The following is a 17,517-nucleotide window of genomic DNA, read 5'->3' as shown; positions in this document are numbered from 1 at the left end:
GCTCCAAAATAATTATAGCCGATACCTGGGAGAGTTGATGAGAAGAAGGTAATATAGATATGTGAATTAGATTTTTTTCTAGGTCCCCCAAAATATTTACTCTTCTATATGAAGCCACCATTTTTCAAAACTTTTTTAAAAAAACTCCGTTGGTATTTATGTTGACTAATATATGGAATTCTACGAAAAAATTCTATTATTTTACAAATTATGAAAGGGTTTTTATGTTATGTGTCGTAATTTAATACATGAAGTTGAAGATATCTCGTAAGGGATGCGTTCATGCTTACATATTATGAGGATAAACTTAAGGCTTTAAAGGAACTCGGCGAGGTTGAAATCCCTATCCAGGATTGTGATTTGCAGTTCTTTATCGAGGATGCTTTAGAGAGTTTGAATCTTGCATATCAGAAGCTGATCCCTTCAAGAAACAGAAAAGGCACTTCAAAGGTTATGATAATAAAGATCACAGCCTGTTGATTGCTACGGAAAAACCATCTCGACAGGAGATGGTTTTTTTCGTTTATCTATGTTGCATATAAATTCTACGTTCTGTCTTTAATACGGTCTTCGTGAAGAATATGGTTTTCTAGGAATTTATGAAAGAACCACTCCCCAACACCAATTACAATGGCTGATAAGAAAGCCCCGAGAATGAGATTATCTCCAACTGATTGTACTGCCTCTTCAAGCATCCAAATTAACACAAATACCAGGGCTATATCGGCTAACGTTGCGGTAATGTTCCTTTTTGCCAAGTCCGAATGGTCAAAAGTACGGTGAAAAATAAGCAAGTCACCAAAAGGATACGCCACAATAGTCAAGATAACGCTTATGAAAATGCTGTCACTGAAATCAACGCCAAATATACCGGTGAGGACGATGCCTAGTACCGCAGCAATCATGATGAATTTGATAATGAGTGCCTTAACATGGTTCATCTACTTCGCTCCTTTCCCAAGATGTTATGTTTATATACCCCCAAAAGGCGTTCATTAATCTTCAATCAAGCTGCCTAGCATCAAATGTAAAGTTTCGTTTAAAGCCTGACATAGAAGGATTTTTGTGCATGCTTTACAATACAATGGGAGGATATAGTGAACGTTTGTGAACGTTTTTCTTGAAAAAGTGAAACTTTTTGATTGGTTTTGAGAGAAAATGATTGATTTTTGAAAGCGGTTTATATATTATGGAATTAAGAAATTGGAGGTGAACCTTTTTGTTAACTACGGAAAGACACCAAGTAATTATTTCGATGCTAAAGGAAAATGGAACTGTTAAACTCCAAGACTTACTCGATGAATTAGACGCTTCTGAATCAACAATAAGACGGGATTTGGTTCAGTTAGAAAATATGAAGCTCCTAAAACGGGTACATGGAGGAGCTGCTCTGTTGCAGAAGAAAGGATTTGAGCTTTCTGTCAGGGAAAAGACGAATAAACATCTGGATGAAAAACGGAGAGTCGCCGAGGCCGCAGCTTCTTTTATCCAAAAAGGCGATTGCATTTATCTTGATGCAGGTTCAACTGTCATGGAAATGATCACATACTTAAAAGGCAAGGATGTTACTGTTCTGACCAATGGAATTACACATATACCGTTATTGGCTGAGATGGGAATAAAAACGATGATAGTGGGCGGACAGATTAAAGCTTCCACGGATGCCATCATTGGCAGTGCCGCAATTGATTTCATCCAGCAATACCGGTTTGACAAATGTTTCCTTGGAATGAACGGAGTACATTTCCAGCTGGGTTACACTACACCTGATCCGGACGAGGCGCTGCTGAAGAAAACAGCACTGAAGCTGTCGACCGAGGCATTTGTCCTGGTGGACAGCACGAAACTTAATGAAGCTACTTTCGCCAAGGTTGCAGAGATAGACGAGGCCGTTATGATTACAGATGATAATGATGATTCAGGGCTGGAATTAATTATTAAAAACACAAAAGCAAAGGTAGTGACAGCATGATTTACACGGTTACCCTTAATCCTTCCATTGACTACATTGTGGAAGTAGACAATTTTCAACCAGGCCATCTAAATCGTACTAACCGTGAAGCTAAATTCCCGGGCGGAAAAGGCATAAATGTATCCAGGGTGTTAAACCGTATAGGCATTGAAAACATAGCACTGGGGTTTGTTGGCGGCTTTACTGGTTCTTTTGTCAAGAACTTTCTCAATAAAGAAAGTGTCCATACGGATTTTATTGAGGTAGCTGGTGATACCCGGATCAATATAAAATTGAAAACAGGCGATGAAACAGAAATAAATGGGCTTGGTCCTGATATTAACAAAGAGGATTATCAGGGATTAATAAAAAAGCTGGGAAAGCTTGAGACTGGTAATACTCTTGTACTAGCTGGAAGTGTTCCTGCTGCCATACCTGACGATTTTTATGAAACAGTGACAAAAACATGCAGTGAGAGGGGAGTAAAGGTAGTAGTAGACACGAGCGGTCCTGCTCTTCTTGATGTACTGAAGCATCGTCCCTTCCTCATTAAGCCAAATCACCACGAGCTTGGTGAGATTTTTGACACGCAAATAAATTCGGCAGCAGAGGCGGCAAAATATGCCGGTAAGTTACTGGAAAAGGGTGCTCAGCATGTCATCGTATCTATGGGCGGTGATGGAGCGGTTCTTTGTGCAGATGGAAAGACCTATATGTCCAATGTGCCTAAGGGAAAAGCTGTAAACACGGTAGGTGCAGGGGACTCCCTCGTAGCAGGATTTACCGGCATGTATTCCAAAACAGGAAATCTTCTGAAGTCATTTAAATACGGAATTGCAGCTGGCAGTGCAACAGCATTTTCTACAGACCTATGCCAAAAAGAAGATATTGAAAAAGTATACTCGCAAATACAGACAACAGAGATATAAAGGGGGAGAAAATATTGAAAATTACAGATTTGCTAAGATCTGATACAGTTATTCTCGATTTGACCTCATCAACAAAAGAAACCGTGATTAACGAGCTAGTGGACAAGCTGTATGAAGCTGGAAGGCTTAATGATAAGGAAGGCTACAAGGCAGCTATTTTAAAGCGGGAAGAGCAGAGTACAACCGGAATTGGTGAAGGGATTGCCATCCCGCACGCCAAAACAGCAGCAGTTAAAATTCCTGCAATCGCATTTGGACGTTCAACCAGCGGAATTGACTATGAATCTTTGGATGGACAGCCTGCCAGCCTGTTTTTCATGATTGCTGCAAGTGAGGGCGCGAACAATGCTCATTTGGAAACTCTTTCACGGTTATCCACTTTATTGATGGATGAAAAATTTCGTAAGGACCTATTGACGGCTTCCACTAAAGAAGAAGTTATTTCCTTGATTGATGCAAAGGAACAAGAAGTGGCGTCAGAAGACGAGGCGGAAGTAAGCAGCGATGATCGTTCTGCTAAAAAGGTTCTGGCAGTAACGGCTTGCCCGACTGGTATCGCTCATACTTACATGGCGGCTGATGCTTTAAAAGCGAAAGCCAAGGAAATGGGCGTAGATATAAAGGTGGAAACAAACGGTTCTACCGGGATTAAAAATGCATTGACGGAACAGGAAATAGCGGAAGCGGAGGCTATCATCGTGGCAGCCGATAAACAGGTGGAAATGTCACGTTTCAACGGGAAGCCTGTAATCATTGTTCCGGTAGCACAGGGTATCAGAAAGCCTGAACAGCTGATTCAGCGTGCTTTGGATAAGGACGCACCAATATACCAGGGAGGAAAGAAAGAAGAAGGCAGCAAATCTGAAGGCTCACGCGGCGGTGTGTATAAGCACTTAATGAACGGTGTCAGCAATATGCTTCCATTCGTAGTCGGAGGCGGAATTTTAATCGCGATGTCCTTCATCTTCGGTATTAAGGCATTCGATCCGAAAGATCCAAGTTACCATCCGGTCGCTGAGGCCCTTATGACAATTGGCGGCGGCGGAAGCGGCGCATTTTTCTTCCTTGTCCCTGTACTAGCCGGATTTATCGCAATGAGTATTGCGGACCGTCCTGGTTTTGCTCCCGGTATGGTTGGCGGTTTACTTGCGGCACAGGCTGGGGCCGGTTTCCTTGGCGGGTTAATTGCCGGATTCCTTGCGGGTTATGTCGTAGTATTCCTGAAAAAGGTGTTTGATAAGCTTCCTCAGCAATTAGAGGGGATTAAGCCAGTATTGCTCTATCCAGTGTTTGGCATCCTTATTACAGGGTTGATCATGTTATATGTAATTAACGATCCTGTAACTTACATTAATAGCGGCCTAACATCCTGGCTTAAAGGATTGTCGGGTACTAACGCAGTGCTTCTTGGTATCATCCTTGGCGGAATGATGGCTGTGGATATGGGTGGACCTATCAATAAAGCAGCGTTCACTTTTGGAATTGCAGCCATTGAAGCAGGAAGCCTTGGCCCGCATGCAGCAGTAATGGCTGGTGGTATGGTGCCACCGCTTGGTATTGCGTTGGCTACAACATTCTTTAAAAATAAATTCTCCGAGCCGGAAAGAAAATCAGGATTTACGAACTATTTCCTGGGTGCATCCTTTATCACTGAGGGAGCAATTCCATTCGCAGCAGCTGACCCACTCCGTGTTATTGTCAGCTCGGTCATTGGAGCAGCAACTGCAGGTGCTCTGGCTATGGCGTTCAATGTTACTTTACCAGCGCCTCACGGCGGGATTTTCGTAATCTTCCTTGTTAACCATAAATTGCTTTACCTGCTTTCCATCCTCATTGGAGCAGTTGTCACAGCTGTCATCCTAGGAGTTTGGAAAAAGAAAGCAGAATAATATGAGTTCTAGAGGTCCTATTAGGTGGCCTCTTTTTTTGTCCTTCAAAACAAAATTATGCTTTATAACAGTAAAGGACCCGTTCCTGCAATCAATTAGAATCGGACGCACATCTCTTATGCAGAAGCTCATACTCAAAAGTATTTTAAGTCAAAAAAAAAAGAAAATTGCTGCTCATGGATTAGCGGGAATGAGTGGAAATTAAAGCACCTGTATTTGAAGAACCTGAACCTGTATTACTTTTAGAGGATGTTTTTGGAGAAATATAAGCTGTACTGCCAAATTGAACGATAGCAGAACCGGATATGCTTCCAATGGAAATAGGACCGATAAAATGCATATAACTATACCCCTTTTAATTTTGTTGAAAATGCTCACATCTTTAAAGGATAAACGTCTGTTTGAAAGTTATTCCATTTAGTACAAGGTATGTTTCATTCAGTTTTTTGAATGGCCAGGTGTCGATATTGGAAAAACAAATAAAAAGATGTTTACTTTTGTGAGAAGCAGAAGGAAAAACCACAAAGAAATTATTATTATTCTTTGTGGTTTTCTTGTTTTCTTCCTTGCTATGCAGTGTGTGAAAAGCCCGCTATTCATTTGTTATTTGGTTTCTTTGAATGTTTTCCACATTATATGAATTACTTAACCTTTGCAGGTGGTTTCTTTTTCGTTATATTCAATTCATTCTTACAAATGGAAGGTGAAATAATTTATAATTTGGCAGCTGTGTAAAACCGATTTTCCTTGCGATTGCAATGGAGTCCTTTCGGAAATCTTCCGTGCCCCAATGAGGTATTCCGCCGCGCTCCAGGCACTTATCTATAAATTCTGCTGCCATTATTGTGGCTAGCCCTTTTCCTCGGTGTTCGGTGTTATATATATTTATACCTATTTCATAATGGTTGGAGCTTACAAAAACAGAAATACACGACCCGATAACCTGGTTTCCTTTTCTTATATAGAATCCGATCCCGCGCTCAAAAAAGTTTTTCGGAGAATCCCAAAACTTTAGAATTTCCGTTTTCAAGAATTGCCCTGGATCTTCTTCCATAAGTGAAGGTGTAATTTCGTCGCAAGTATAGCCCTCAGGTAAATCTATATTCCGGGAAGACATAAATTCAGAGAAGGCTACTTTGTCAAAGGAGAAAGGGACCCTTTCCCCGATAAGCAGGGTGTGGTCAAAAACCTCCATAACTGCGGCTTCCCAGTCTGCAGTATTATGAAGTTCCAGATTGAAATGATCATCTCCTATGTCAAGGGCCTCTGGTTTGATCCGCTTGATGATGGTTTCCTTCAAAGATGAGTGGAATAATTCATTTTTGCTATTGCCAATCAGGAAGAACATTTCATTCTTTGCCCAAACTAACGCAGACTCTGGTTTTTTTAGATTATCTACAAAAACCCTTCCTAAATTGTTTCCATCAATGACCCCGTTTACAACAGGATGATGTTTAAGCTCCCCCAGCAAAGGTTTAATTAGGCTATATTGATCGTTGTTTAATTCTATTAGCAATTTAATAACCTCTCATTCTGTTTATATTTGTGATTATCAAAATATAAACAGAAATGCGCTTAACATTGTCGTACGAATTCACACCTTTCATGAGGATATAGATTTTATATATAGAATTTTCGCTGAAACAGTTTTATAAAACTCCGTCCACCGCTTGTCTTCGAGATACAGGTAGTTCTATTATTTATAGTCTTTTTTATTTTCAAAGCAGATTAAATATCCCATCTTGAGGATTGCAGGGCAGAAATGTACGAGCATCCGTTGTGTTTTAATATTCCACAGCAGGCAGCAAAGAGGACTGCTTGCGGCTTGCAAACATATCATTATCGATTGACTCTGGTTCTATCACCGGCAATCTTTTTCCACTTGGCTCTTTCTGCCATGGCTGCACGCTGATCTTCCTTCCGTGCAACATAAGCAAGTTCACGCTGGAGTTTAACATAATTCCTATACCGGTCTTGGTCCAGGTCACCAGTAGTTAATGCGTTCTGTACTTGACATCCTGGTTCGGTTTTATGCTGGCAATCAGAAAATTTACACTGTGAAGCCAAATATTCAATATCAGAAAAGCTCTGGCTAAAGCTTTCATCAGCCTCCCATAGCTGAAGTTCACGCATCCCGGGAGTATCTATTACAATTCCTCCGCTCTTTAAGACGATCAGTTCTCTATGGGTTGTCGTATGGCGTCCTTTATCATCATCTTCCCTTATTGTCTTCACTTCCTGTTTCGCCCCGCCAAACAGTGCGTTTGTCAAAGTGGATTTTCCAACTCCCGATGACCCAAGCAAAGCGATTGTTTTGCCGTCTTTAAGATAAGGATTTAAATGGTCAAGCCCGCATTTTTTTTCAACACTGATCGCATGGATTGGCACACCCATTGCAATGTTTTCTACCTCTTTGGTTCTTTGCTCAATATTGTCGCAAAGATCAGACTTGCTCAGGATGATAACAGGGTTGGCACCGCTTTCCCATGCCATTAGCAAATAGCGTTCAATCCTTCTCAGATTGAGGTCGGAATTTACCGCGTTCATAAGGAATACGGTATCAACATTAGCAGCCACAATTTGTTCCTCGGTTGTAAGTCCAGCCTGTTTTCTGGAAAATTTGCTCTTCCGGGGCAGGATTCCATGGATGGAGGCTTTCTGCTCTTCCAGCCTGACACTGATCACTACCCAATCGCCCACTGCCGGAAAGTCCTGCCGTCCTGAGGCCATATGCCTTAGCTTTCCGGTCACTTCTGCCAGAAGTTCTCCATGCTCTGTAAAAAGCCGATACATCTTTTTATGTTCTAGTGCAACTCTTCCAACCGTGAAATTTGTGTCTTTGTATGAAGCGAATCCTTCTTCGAAAAATGAATCAAAGCCTAATTGTTTTAAATTCAATGTTCTTCCTCCAAAATTGTAATGTGTTCCATTGCATGAAAAAAGACCGGTGCACCGGTCCCTTGCGCAGGCAAAGATACTGCCTGAATACATAAAAACCCATGGACTGAACACAGCCCATGGGGTAAGAGACACATTAAAATGAAAGAGAAAGTAAAATTATATACCGCCTCTACCGGAGGGCTGTGATATGAAATTATGGACACTTTCAATTAATGACTTTTTCATACTGCATTCCTCCTTTAAAAGTTGCATAAATTTTCCTTTAATATACATTAGATGGTTACAATTGTAAATAGGAATCTGGCAATAAACAAAAAAACATTTAGGTTAATACATTGGTCCAACTATAATAAATGAAAAAATTTATTATGTTAGTAATTTCCATGCATGAAAACTTAGTAAACCGGGAATGTAACATACAAAGAGATAACAGGAGGAACCAACAATGAAAGAGAAAAATAACACATTTTCCAATTTTGTAGATGAAAATCGTTTTCAATTAAACTCTTATATTAATTATCTATTTAAAGAAGTGAATGAATTCCGCAATGAAGATGAGGTAATTGATAACTAGATAGTTTGCAATACAAAAAGATGCCGCGCTGGGCATCTTTTTGTATTTTTACATTACTTAGGTCTTGGGTTATTCAAACATATCTTTGGCTCAATAGGCGCCAAAATAGAAAGGCTGCAATATTTCAATTAGTATTTTGCCATGAAAACAGAGGGAGGAGAATTCATATTGAAGCTGCAGGGTAAAGTTGCCATTGTTAGCGGAGCAGGTTCTGGAATTGGAAAGGCGGCAGCTATAAAGCTAGCTGCACAAGGAGCAAAGGTCTGTATTTTGGATCTGAAGGAAAAACGTGCACAAAAAGTAGTAGATGAAATTTCCGGAAACGGGGGAATAGCCTTTGCGATGGAGGTAGATGTATCAGAACCAGATCAGGTGAAGCGTGCCACACAAGAAGCTGTAGAGCGTTGGGGCAGACTGGATATTGTATTTGCCAATGCCGGTATTAACGGAACCCTGGCGCCGATTGAGGAACTGTCCCCAGATGAATGGGACAAGACTGTGGAGATTAACTTGAAGGGGACGTTTTTGCTGACGCAAAGCTCCATTCCACACTTAAAGAAAAATGGTGGCAGTATTATTATAACAAGCTCTATTAACGGAAATCGGGTGTTTTCCAACATTGGCATGTCTGCCTACAGTACATCAAAAGCGGGCCAGGTTGCTTTTATGAAAATGGCTGCACTTGAATTGGCGCGATATAAGATTAGAGTTAACGCAATTTGTCCGGGTGCGATAGAAACAAATATTGGGCAGAATACCCACCCAACAGATGAATTAAATCAAATAAAAATTCCTGTCGACTTTCCTGAGGGTAATCAGCCTCTTGAAGGAGGACCCGGAAGCCCGGAACAAGTTGCAAAACTTGTCCTGTTTCTTGCCTCCGATGACTCAAGCCATATCAGCGGGACTGAAATTTACATTGATGGGACCGAATCTTTGCTGCAAGGATAGCACATTTTATACCAAGTTTATGATGAAAGGCTGGGCAAATAAAAAACAGCTTGTCCAAGTGCAGGACAAGCTGTTTATATTAGCGGATTCCCTTCATAAATTGCTGGATTTTTGGAGCCAGGAGCAGCAAAATGATACCCAGTACCAATGAAGCAGCACCAATTACGCCGAAATACGCCATTTCTGTTTCCGGTTTGTAAAATCTTACTAGTTGAGCGTTGATAGCTTGTGCTGCTGCACTTGCCAAGAACCAAAGGCTCATGGTTTGGGCAGAGAACGCAGCAGGGGCTAATTTTGTTGTAGCTGAAAGGCCGACTGGAGATAAGCATAATTCCCCAATCACAACCAGGAAGTAGCTTAATACTAGCCATAATGGACTTACAAGTGAATCAGAACCTCCGTAGTAGGCAGGAAGTAAGATTACCAGGAATGACAGACCCGCAAATAAAAGCCCTAGAGCGAATTTTTGCGGAACTGTTGGCTGGCGATCGCCAAGCTTAACCCACAGCCATGCAAAAACAGGTGCTAGGAAGATAATGAATAATGGATTCAGTGATTGGAACCAGGCAGGTACAATATGAATCCCTGCAAAATCAAGCTGTGTACGCTTGTCCGCATAGTTTGCCAAAATAGTTGAACCTTGTTCCTGGATGGCCCAGAACATAACAGCTGCAATAAACAGCGGGATATAAGCAATTAACCGCGAGCGTTCAACTGAGTTTGTCTTTGGGCTTCGATACATGAATATAAAATAAAGTGTCGGGATGATGATAGCGAGTATACCGACAATATTAATAAATGTCGCAATCGTCAAGGCCCCTTTTGATACTGAAAATGCGATAATGGCTGAAAGGATCACTATAGCAATTCCAATCACGCTGAATACTTTTTTCTTTTCATCTGCAGAAAGAGGGTTAGAAGGAAGTGTTCCTGCAAGCCCAAGGTTTTTTTTCTTAGTAGCCATAAATACAATCAGTCCAAATAGCATTCCAACTGCAGCAATAGCGAAGCCAGCATGGAAATTATATTTATCGCTGACCGTACCGACCACTAATGGAGCAAGAAAACCGCCCAGGTTTATTCCCATATAAAATATACTGAAACCAGCATCCCGGCGGACATCATTTTCCGCATACATTTCGCCTACTACCGTGGATACGTTTGGCTTTAATAAACCTGTTCCAAGTACGATAAGTACCATGGAAACGAAGAACATCCCCAGACTGCCAGGAATTGCAAGTGCAATATGTCCAAGCATAATCAAGATACCGCCGTAAAAAACGGCTTTTGATGTCCCGAATAACCTGTCGGCCATCCAGCCGCCGATAATGCCGGACATATAAACAAGCGCTCCGTAAATGGATACAATTGACATTGCTGTTGTTTGATCAATGCCTAATCCGCCTTTGGAGACTTCATAATACATATAGTAAACAAGAATTGCTCTCATTCCGTAGTAAGAAAACCGCTCCCAAAATTCAGTGAAGAAAAGAGTGAAAAGCCCTTTAGGATGTCCGAAGAACCCTTTTTGAGGTACGCTGTCCACAATTTTCTGTCTATTCATTGATGACATGTAACTTCCTCCTTTATTATTTTAATATATTACTTGTTTTAGGATTTACTTGTCAAATATTCAGTAAATTGGACTTTTTGAAAAGAAAATTATATTTCCGGATAATATTATATTACAAATATAATATGTTTAGTTGTAGTAATAATTGGGTCTTTTGGCATGTGGCTTGCGAAGTATAAGAAAAACGGGCCATCAAAGCCATGGAAATTTAGTCCACTAAGATTGGTTGCATGATAAATAGGGGAATAAGTAGGTATGCAAAAGTGTTCAGGAGGTTGACAAATAAATGATATATTTATCGATTGTATTAAAAATGATGATAGGCCTGGCTGCATTGCTCCTTGTCACTCGCCTGGTCGGAAAGAAGCATATGTCACAAGTTACCCCGTTTGATTTTGTTTACGCATTAATACTCGGGGGAACTGTTGAAGAGACGATATATCATAGGGATCATACTATTCCACAAATGCTATTCTCCATTACAATATGGGGAGGAATCATTTACGGGGTGGAAAAATTAACACAAAAACTTGATTTTCTACGGGCCCCATTAAAGGGGAGAAGCCAACCCCTGATCATGAAGGGAAAGGTAAGCATCAGAGAGCTTGAATCAGCAAACCTTGAACTTGAAGAGTTAAGAGGAATGCTAAGGCTTAAAGGGATTTTTTCTTTAAAGGAAGTAAATTATGCATTTTTGGAAACAAACGGTGAATTAAGCGTATTGACGTACCCCGATCAACCTGCTACCGAAGAACCATCCATTCTAGTAGTAAATGAAGGCAACATACATGAAAACAATCTTCAATTTCTCGGTAAAGGTAAGGAATGGCTTTTAGAGGGGCTGAAAAAAGAGGGCCACACAAATGTAGAGGAAATTTATTATGCTGAATGGTCCAAACCTGAAGGATTTTATATAAAGAAGTATGAACATTGCCTGTGAATGGAAAAAGGTATGCATATCAGTCGAAAAGAATTTATCCCATGTACAAAATAACGGCTGCAGAATTTTTCTGCAGCCGTTAAGAAATGCTTTACTATCTATGCATCTTCTGTTTCAAGAATGGTTGATGTATGAGTAAAAGCAATGGCTCCTTTTAGAGTTTGTGCAACAGGGCAGCCTCTTTCAAAAACTGATAGCGCCCGTTCAGCTGCTGGCACTAGTCCTTTTGGCACCTGGATATTATAATGAACGTTGATCCTGGTGATTTTCAATACCCCTTCGGGAGCTTCAATAATCCCTTCGACATTTGCAGTTAATTTATCTGGGGATGTTGGAATTTTACGCGCCTCCAGCGCGCCTGCAAGAGTGCCGACCAGTCAGCCGCCGGCCGCAGCCACAATATGATCCAGTGTGGATGGATACTCAACCTCTGGATTTACACCGTAAAACTCCTTTACTCCTCCGTGAACTCCAAAGTAAATCGGTTCATCAAATCCCTCAATAGAAGCTTTTCGTATTTTATTTGCTGTATCTACCTGAATGATTTCAATCTTAGTGAAGGCAGCCGGCTTGTCCATTCATTTCCTCCTGTCTAATACTTTTTTCATTTCAGTGGCTTAGTTTAAAAATGCTTCTTTACATCTTTTCCACAAATGTTACTGCCAAAACCTTTTCTTTTTTACAAGCTAGCCAGAGACAGAGATTGGAAGCGTTTACAGGTGTGGGAAGGGCCGTCAACTTTTTTATGTCGATGAAATTGAATGGTCCAGCCCTTTCCCACATAAAATGGTATGGTAAAGCAAATTGTGGGAGGGCTGCAAATGATATTGCTAGGTAATATGGTCGTAACGTCCGAGCAGCTCCATGAATATATTCCATCTGAGAGACAGCGAATAATTGTAGACTATCTCGCATTCTATCCATCTATGTTTCAATATCAATCATATGAGCAGCTGATGTTTGAATTACTATTTAGAGAGAATACTTTGAAGGCTTCAGAGCAGCTTAATTACAGTGATGCTTCATTCTCAACATTTAAAGATTCCAGATGCAATAAAATGTACTGGGACCGGCTCAGCAATGGTGGATTCCTTTTGCGGGAACATATTGAACCTTCGGCAGGCATTGTAGATATTATAAGGAATGGTTCATTATATGCATTTGAGTGTTCCACTGGCATGGCTGTTGTTTTATATCTTGCGGCATTATACTCTCTGGGTCCCGCTGCTTTTAATCGGCATTTTCGAGACCTTTATTTGATGGATTGGCAGTTTGATGAGGACTTTAAATTGGTTGCATTATACGGTGAAGAATATGTCCCGGGAGATATTTTATACTTCAAAAACCCCGAATTTCACCCAGATACACCTCAATGGAGAGGGGAAAATGCCATATTTTTTGGACGAGATACCTTTTTCGGGCATGGAATCGGAATCACAAGTTCTAGTAATATAATTAGATTCTTAAACAATTTGCGCAGACCGGATGCGAAGCAATCAGCATACTTAATGAGCTACATCAACAGGCCAGATTATTGGGCTATACAGATGCTTATGAACCGATACAGAAGGTGAACGATATGAAAGGTTTAATTTCATTGAAAATTACATTTTTCGAATAGGCCGAATGAGAGCGAACAAAAAAGCCGGGACAAAGAGCTGTGATTTATCAAGCTTCATAAACAGCGAAAGTTGTTTACTACGATTGGTTGCATGGTATAAAAAAGGATATTAAATAGTGGCCCGGTATTGTACCGTGGTCACTTTTGTTTTCCACATAATCAAGTTTTATGCTGTTCAATCACTCGCTCCTATTTTTATCGGCGTATATAGATGCATATCTCTGTTTGTGATAGAAACGTTCAGCGACTTGTTCTGGGTTGATAAATTTTTCAATAGAGAAAGCCTTTTCACTGTTATAAAATGGATAAAAGAGCCTTCGTAAAGCAAGGGGAAATATGTGCACATGTGCGAGCAAGTACAAGCTCACATATTTAACAGCTTACACACGTCATCTGATGAAAGATTCTGTGTCTTGCTAGTCGATGGAGAGGTTCTGGATTAGGGAGGGAATAAAGCATATTATAGAGTGCGCAAGAGGGGTTCAAATTGTCGGAGAAGCTGGAAATGGCCATGAAGCACTCGAATTAATTGATGCTGTAAGTCCGCATATTATTCTGACAGATATTGTGATGCAAATCATGGATGGAGAAGAACTAACAGATAGTGAAAAGCCGTTATCCTATCCGGAAAAGGAGGCAATCATGCCCTCCCATCCGCATTGATTTTTTTCCAGATGCAAAAGCATTTCGTCGCTGGGATGCTGGAATCTATTAAAAAAATGAAATGCCAAGTGAAAAGGAGTTATTAAACTATGTCCCAAAAACCTTCAGTGAATTGGCTGACGGATCTTACAATCTTTCAAGTCAACCGGCTAGCTGCCCATTCGGACCATTCTTATTATGCAACGCTTAAAGAAGCACAAAGGGGGGAACCGATGAGCATGCGACATAGCCTGAATGGTGAATGGAAATTTCACTATTCCGTAAATCCCGATGTACGCCCTGCCGACTTTTTTAAGACAGAGTTTCAGTGCGGAGGCTGGGGGAATATTACTGTTCCCGGCCATATCCAGCTACAGGGCCATGGACAGCCGCAATATGTAAATACCATATATCCATGGGATGGCCACAATGACATACGTCCGCCTGAAATTCCACAGGATAAAAATCCCGTCGGCAGCTATGTGAAGTATTTTACCTTGCCGACGAAAATGGAAGGAATGCCACTTTATATCTCGTTTCAAGGTGTTGAATCTGCCTTCTTTATATGGCTTAATGGTGAATTCGTAGGGTATAGTGAGGATTCGTTTTCACCAGCTGACTTTGAACTCACCCCTTATTTAATAGAAGGGGAGAACAAGCTGGCAGTAGAGGTATACCAGCGCAGTACAGGAAGTTGGTTAGAGGATCAGGATTTCTGGCGGTTATCGGGAATATTCAGGGAAGTGTATCTATACACTGTCCCGAAGATTCACGTTTTTGACGCAGATGTCCGCCCGGAAGTGGACTCTACATTGAAGAAAGGAACGGTAAAAGTTCATTTAAAACTAATTGGAGAAAACAATGATTCACGTGTCATGGCGGAGTTGTTTGATGCTGACGGCCGTTTAACTGGTTCAGCAGATGCAAGCAATAGTGGTGGAACCGTAAATATATCGATCGAGGTGGACGGTCCTGAATTGTGGAGTGCCGAGAAGCCATATTTGTACAAAGTATTGTTCCAGGTATATGACAGTGGAGGCAATCTTGTGGAGGTAGTCCCGCTGAAGGTAGGTTTCAGGCGGTTTGAATTGATTGACAAAGTCATGCTCCTGAACGGTGAAAGAATAGTATTTAAGGGTATAAACAGGCATGAATTCAATTGTCGTACAGGCCGGGCTATTACTAATGAGGATATGCTCTGGGATATCAAGACGTTAAAGCGCAATAACATAAATGCGGTACGTACATCCCATTATCCTAATCAAACTTTCTGGTATGAACTTTGTGATGAATATGGAATATATGTCATTGATGAAATGAATCTTGAAACCCATGGGTCATGGCAAAAGATGGGGACTGTAGAACCTTCCTGGAACATCCCCGGAAACAAGCCGGAATGGCGGGATATCGTGATGGATCGGGCCATTTCGATGTATGAACGTGATAAAAACCATCCATCCATCCTCATTTGGTCTTGCGGTAACGAATCATATGCCGGAGAAGTCATCTTGAATGTATCCAAATATTTCAAATCGCAGGATTCAAATCGTCTAGTGCATTATGAAGGCGTATTCCACAACAGGGACTATCAGGATGCAAGTGACATGGAAAGCCGCATGTACGCGAAACCTGAAGAAATCGAAATGTACTTGGCTGAAAACCCGCAGAAGCCATATATCAGCTGCGAGTATATGCATGCGATGGGAAATTCCGTCGGCGGAATGTACAAATATACGGCGCTGGAAAAGAAATATCCGATGTACCAGGGTGGCTTTATTTGGGACTTTATCGATCAATCGCTTGTTAAAAAAGATTTCTATGGGAATGATTTTCTGGCATATGGCGGAGACTTTGGCGACCGCCCGACAGACTATGGTTTCTGTACGAATGGGCTCGTCTATGCAACACGCATAGAATCTCCTAAGATGCAGGAAGTCAAATATCTTTATCAAAACTTTAGACTTACACCACAAAAAGGCGGTACTGTCATTACAAATGAGAGTCTCTTCTCAACAGGTCACGACTGTTTACTGAATGTAGTTCTTTTCCGTGAAGGAAAGGAATTGTCTAAGCAGCATTTTGAGGTGTTTGTTGCTCCAAAAACCAAGGTATTCATTGAACATCAGCTGCAGGAAGAATTGATTGAGGACGCTGGAGAATATTGTATCCATTCGTCCCTGATCTTGAAAGAAAGCACATCTTGGGCAGAAGCTGGATACGAAATTGCCTTTGGGCAGCATGTATTCGAGGTGCAAACGGTAACGCCTGCCAAGATGGTTGGTGAGCTCCGTGTAGTTAAGGGAGATGTGAATCTCGGCATTCATGGGGAGGACTTCACTATCATGTTTTCCAAGCAGGTTGGCAGTCTTGTCTCCATGAACTATGCCGGCAGAGAAATGATTTCCTTTCCTCCATACCCAGTGTTCTGGCGTGCGACAACGGACAATGACCGTGGATTTGGACTAAGCTATCTTTCGGGAGTCTGGCTTGCTGCAACTGTTGCCCGCAGGCATGTAGCGTTCGATGTTATAGAAAGAAGAGATAGCGTACAGGTTGCCTTTACATACAAATTTTCAATCCATCACGATATTCAAGTTAGGACCATCTATTCCGTGTTTGCAGATGGCAGCATTGGAGTGAAGTCTTCTTATAAAGGTGCAGAGGGCCTGCCGCGAATGCCAATTTTTGCATTGAGCTTCAAGATTCCTGCTGATTATGACAACTTAAAGTGGTATGCAATGGGCCCTGAAGAGAATTATTCTGACCGTGCAAACGGAGCAAGGCTGGGTATTTTTGAACATACAGTCCAGGCCAATATGTCGGCTTATCTGATGCCGCAGGAGTCTGGAAATCGGACGGGTGTCCGCTGGGTGGAAGTCACAAACAAGAAAGGACAAGGTATCAAGATTTCATCAGGTAACAAGCCAATTGAATGCAGCCTTTCACCATATACTGCACTGGAACTTGAGAACGCTCAGCACGCGTTTGAGCTTCCGAATCGCCATTATACGGTCATAACAATTGCGGGAAGGCAAATGGGAGTTGGCGGTGATGACAGCTGGGGGGCGCCAGTTCATGATGAATATCTAATCCATGCCAATGAAAATATGGAATTTGACTTTAAGATACAAAGAATGTAAGGAATTTGAAGATAAATTAGCTTCCTCGGAATAACACTAAACGATATCCTGCCATTAACGGAGCTATTTATGTCATATTATTCAGTCCCTTTTAAAGATATATGATAGACATCTTTGGGTAACTACAGCTGTTAAAAACAAACTACAATGATGCTGAGCAAGGATCAATCCGAAGCGACGGCTGGCTGGTACAAGGTACTGGCTGCTCCCAGCTGGTTCAATCACCAAACCCTTAATCTGCGAGGTTTGATCTGTCAATGGAGAGAGGGAAGTATTCTTCGGGGATATGTTAATGCAGGCGGGGCTAACCCTCCCGACAGAGTTTGCGTGGCGTCAATGGGCAGTTAGCTAAACGTGTGGGGATTATCAGTCTTTTGTCTTCTACATAAGGCGGACCGATGGAGCA

At 41.4% G+C, this 17,517-nt stretch carries 17 protein-coding genes; 10 read left to right on the top strand and 7 right to left on the bottom strand.

All coding sequences use genetic code 11. The features are described from left to right. The first annotated feature begins 282 nt into the window (after positions 1-282). Positions 283-480 (top strand): hypothetical protein, encoded by a 198-nt coding sequence (locus V1500_RS16660; protein ID WP_409300940.1) that lies wholly within the window; start codon positions 283-285, stop codon positions 478-480. A 65-nt stretch (positions 481-545) separates the two neighbouring features. On the opposite strand, the gene V1500_RS16655 is transcribed toward V1500_RS16660, so the two are convergent. Further along, positions 546-941, bottom strand: coding sequence for a DUF2512 family protein (locus tag V1500_RS16655; protein WP_409300938.1), 396 nt, complete (start codon positions 939-941; stop codon positions 546-548). Between the two features lie 278 nt (positions 942-1,219). Here V1500_RS16655 and V1500_RS16650 point away from each other — a divergent pair, with 278 nt between their 5' ends. Genes V1500_RS16650 through V1500_RS16640 form a run of 3 tightly spaced genes read left to right on the top strand, consistent with a single transcriptional unit; the run spans position 1,220 to position 4,769 of the window. Next, the gene (locus V1500_RS16650) at positions 1,220-1,972 is read left to right on the top strand and encodes a DeoR/GlpR family DNA-binding transcription regulator (RefSeq protein ID WP_409300936.1); all 753 of its coding nucleotides are present in this window, start codon (positions 1,220-1,222) and stop codon (positions 1,970-1,972) included. After that, the gene (gene pfkB, locus V1500_RS16645) at positions 1,969-2,880 is read left to right on the top strand and encodes a 1-phosphofructokinase (RefSeq protein ID WP_409300934.1); all 912 of its coding nucleotides are present in this window, start codon (positions 1,969-1,971) and stop codon (positions 2,878-2,880) included. The genes V1500_RS16650 and pfkB overlap by 4 nt, the downstream gene beginning before the upstream one ends. A gap of 14 nt (positions 2,881-2,894) precedes the next feature. Continuing rightward, on the top strand, positions 2,895-4,769 hold the full coding sequence (locus tag V1500_RS16640) for a fructose-specific PTS transporter subunit EIIC (protein WP_409300932.1): 1,875 nt from the start codon (positions 2,895-2,897) through the stop codon (positions 4,767-4,769). Between the two features lie 181 nt (positions 4,770-4,950). Here the strand turns inward: V1500_RS16640 and V1500_RS16635 are convergent, their stop codons facing one another. The 3 genes from V1500_RS16635 to rsgA all read right to left on the bottom strand — a co-directional run bounded on the left by V1500_RS16635 (position 4,951) and on the right by rsgA (position 7,667). After that, positions 4,951-5,109 carry a spore germination protein gene (locus V1500_RS16635; RefSeq protein ID WP_409300931.1) on the bottom strand — a complete coding sequence of 53 codons (159 nt, stop codon included), beginning with the start codon at positions 5,107-5,109 and terminating at the stop codon, positions 4,951-4,953. Between the two features lie 339 nt (positions 5,110-5,448). Beyond that, a complete protein-coding gene (locus V1500_RS16630; protein WP_409300929.1) occupies positions 5,449-6,285 on the bottom strand; it encodes a GNAT family N-acetyltransferase in 837 nt (278 codons plus the stop codon). 323 nt (positions 6,286-6,608) lie between these two features. Beyond that, complete coding sequence (rsgA, locus tag V1500_RS16625) at positions 6,609-7,667, bottom strand: ribosome small subunit-dependent GTPase A (protein WP_409300927.1); 1,059 nt, start codon at positions 7,665-7,667, stop codon at positions 6,609-6,611. Positions 7,668-8,115: 448 nt separating this feature from the next. On the opposite strand from rsgA, the gene V1500_RS16620 reads away from it, so the two are divergent. Both V1500_RS16620 and V1500_RS16615 read left to right on the top strand, forming a co-directional pair. Then, complete coding sequence (locus tag V1500_RS16620) at positions 8,116-8,244, top strand: hypothetical protein (RefSeq protein ID WP_409300925.1); 129 nt, start codon at positions 8,116-8,118, stop codon at positions 8,242-8,244. 168 nt (positions 8,245-8,412) lie between these two features. Beyond that, the gene (locus V1500_RS16615; protein WP_409300923.1) at positions 8,413-9,195 is read left to right on the top strand and encodes an SDR family oxidoreductase; all 783 of its coding nucleotides are present in this window, start codon (positions 8,413-8,415) and stop codon (positions 9,193-9,195) included. A gap of 79 nt (positions 9,196-9,274) precedes the next feature. Here V1500_RS16615 and V1500_RS16610 read toward each other — a convergent pair whose 3' ends face one another. Next, positions 9,275-10,768, bottom strand: coding sequence for a peptide MFS transporter (locus tag V1500_RS16610; RefSeq protein WP_409300921.1), 1,494 nt, complete (start codon positions 10,766-10,768; stop codon positions 9,275-9,277). A 286-nt stretch (positions 10,769-11,054) separates the two neighbouring features. On the opposite strand from V1500_RS16610, the gene V1500_RS16605 reads away from it, so the two are divergent. Then, entirely contained in the window at positions 11,055-11,708 is a 654-nt protein-coding gene (locus tag V1500_RS16605) for a DUF421 domain-containing protein (protein WP_409300919.1), read from the top strand. Between the two features lie 98 nt (positions 11,709-11,806). Here V1500_RS16605 and V1500_RS16600 read toward each other — a convergent pair whose 3' ends face one another. Together V1500_RS16600 and V1500_RS16595 are read right to left on the bottom strand one after the other, a co-directional pair. Further along, complete coding sequence (locus V1500_RS16600; protein ID WP_409306017.1) at positions 11,807-12,046, bottom strand: OsmC family protein; 240 nt, start codon at positions 12,044-12,046, stop codon at positions 11,807-11,809. 39 nt (positions 12,047-12,085) lie between these two features. Further along, positions 12,086-12,286, bottom strand: coding sequence for a hypothetical protein (locus V1500_RS16595; protein ID WP_409300917.1), 201 nt, complete (start codon positions 12,284-12,286; stop codon positions 12,086-12,088). 243 nt (positions 12,287-12,529) lie between these two features. Here V1500_RS16595 and V1500_RS16590 point away from each other — a divergent pair, with 243 nt between their 5' ends. The 3 genes from V1500_RS16590 (at position 12,530) to V1500_RS16580 (ending at position 17,111) form a co-directional block, all read left to right on the top strand. Continuing rightward, positions 12,530-13,282 carry a protein-glutamine gamma-glutamyltransferase gene (locus tag V1500_RS16590; RefSeq protein WP_409300916.1) on the top strand — a complete coding sequence of 251 codons (753 nt, stop codon included), beginning with the start codon at positions 12,530-12,532 and terminating at the stop codon, positions 13,280-13,282. 470 nt (positions 13,283-13,752) lie between these two features. Further along, positions 13,753-13,992 (top strand): response regulator, encoded by a 240-nt coding sequence (locus V1500_RS16585; RefSeq protein ID WP_409300914.1) that lies wholly within the window; start codon positions 13,753-13,755, stop codon positions 13,990-13,992. A gap of 89 nt (positions 13,993-14,081) precedes the next feature. Further along, positions 14,082-17,111: a glycoside hydrolase family 2 TIM barrel-domain containing protein gene (locus V1500_RS16580; RefSeq protein ID WP_409300912.1), complete on the top strand. Its 3,030-nt coding sequence runs from the start codon at positions 14,082-14,084 to the stop codon at positions 17,109-17,111. The last annotated feature ends 406 nt before the right edge of the window (positions 17,112-17,517 follow it).

This window comes from Peribacillus sedimenti, assembly GCF_046237635.1.
Classification (GTDB): Bacteria; Bacillota; Bacilli; order Bacillales; family DSM-1321; genus Peribacillus; species Peribacillus sedimenti.
This window is presented reverse-complemented; position numbering and strand designations above follow the sequence as displayed.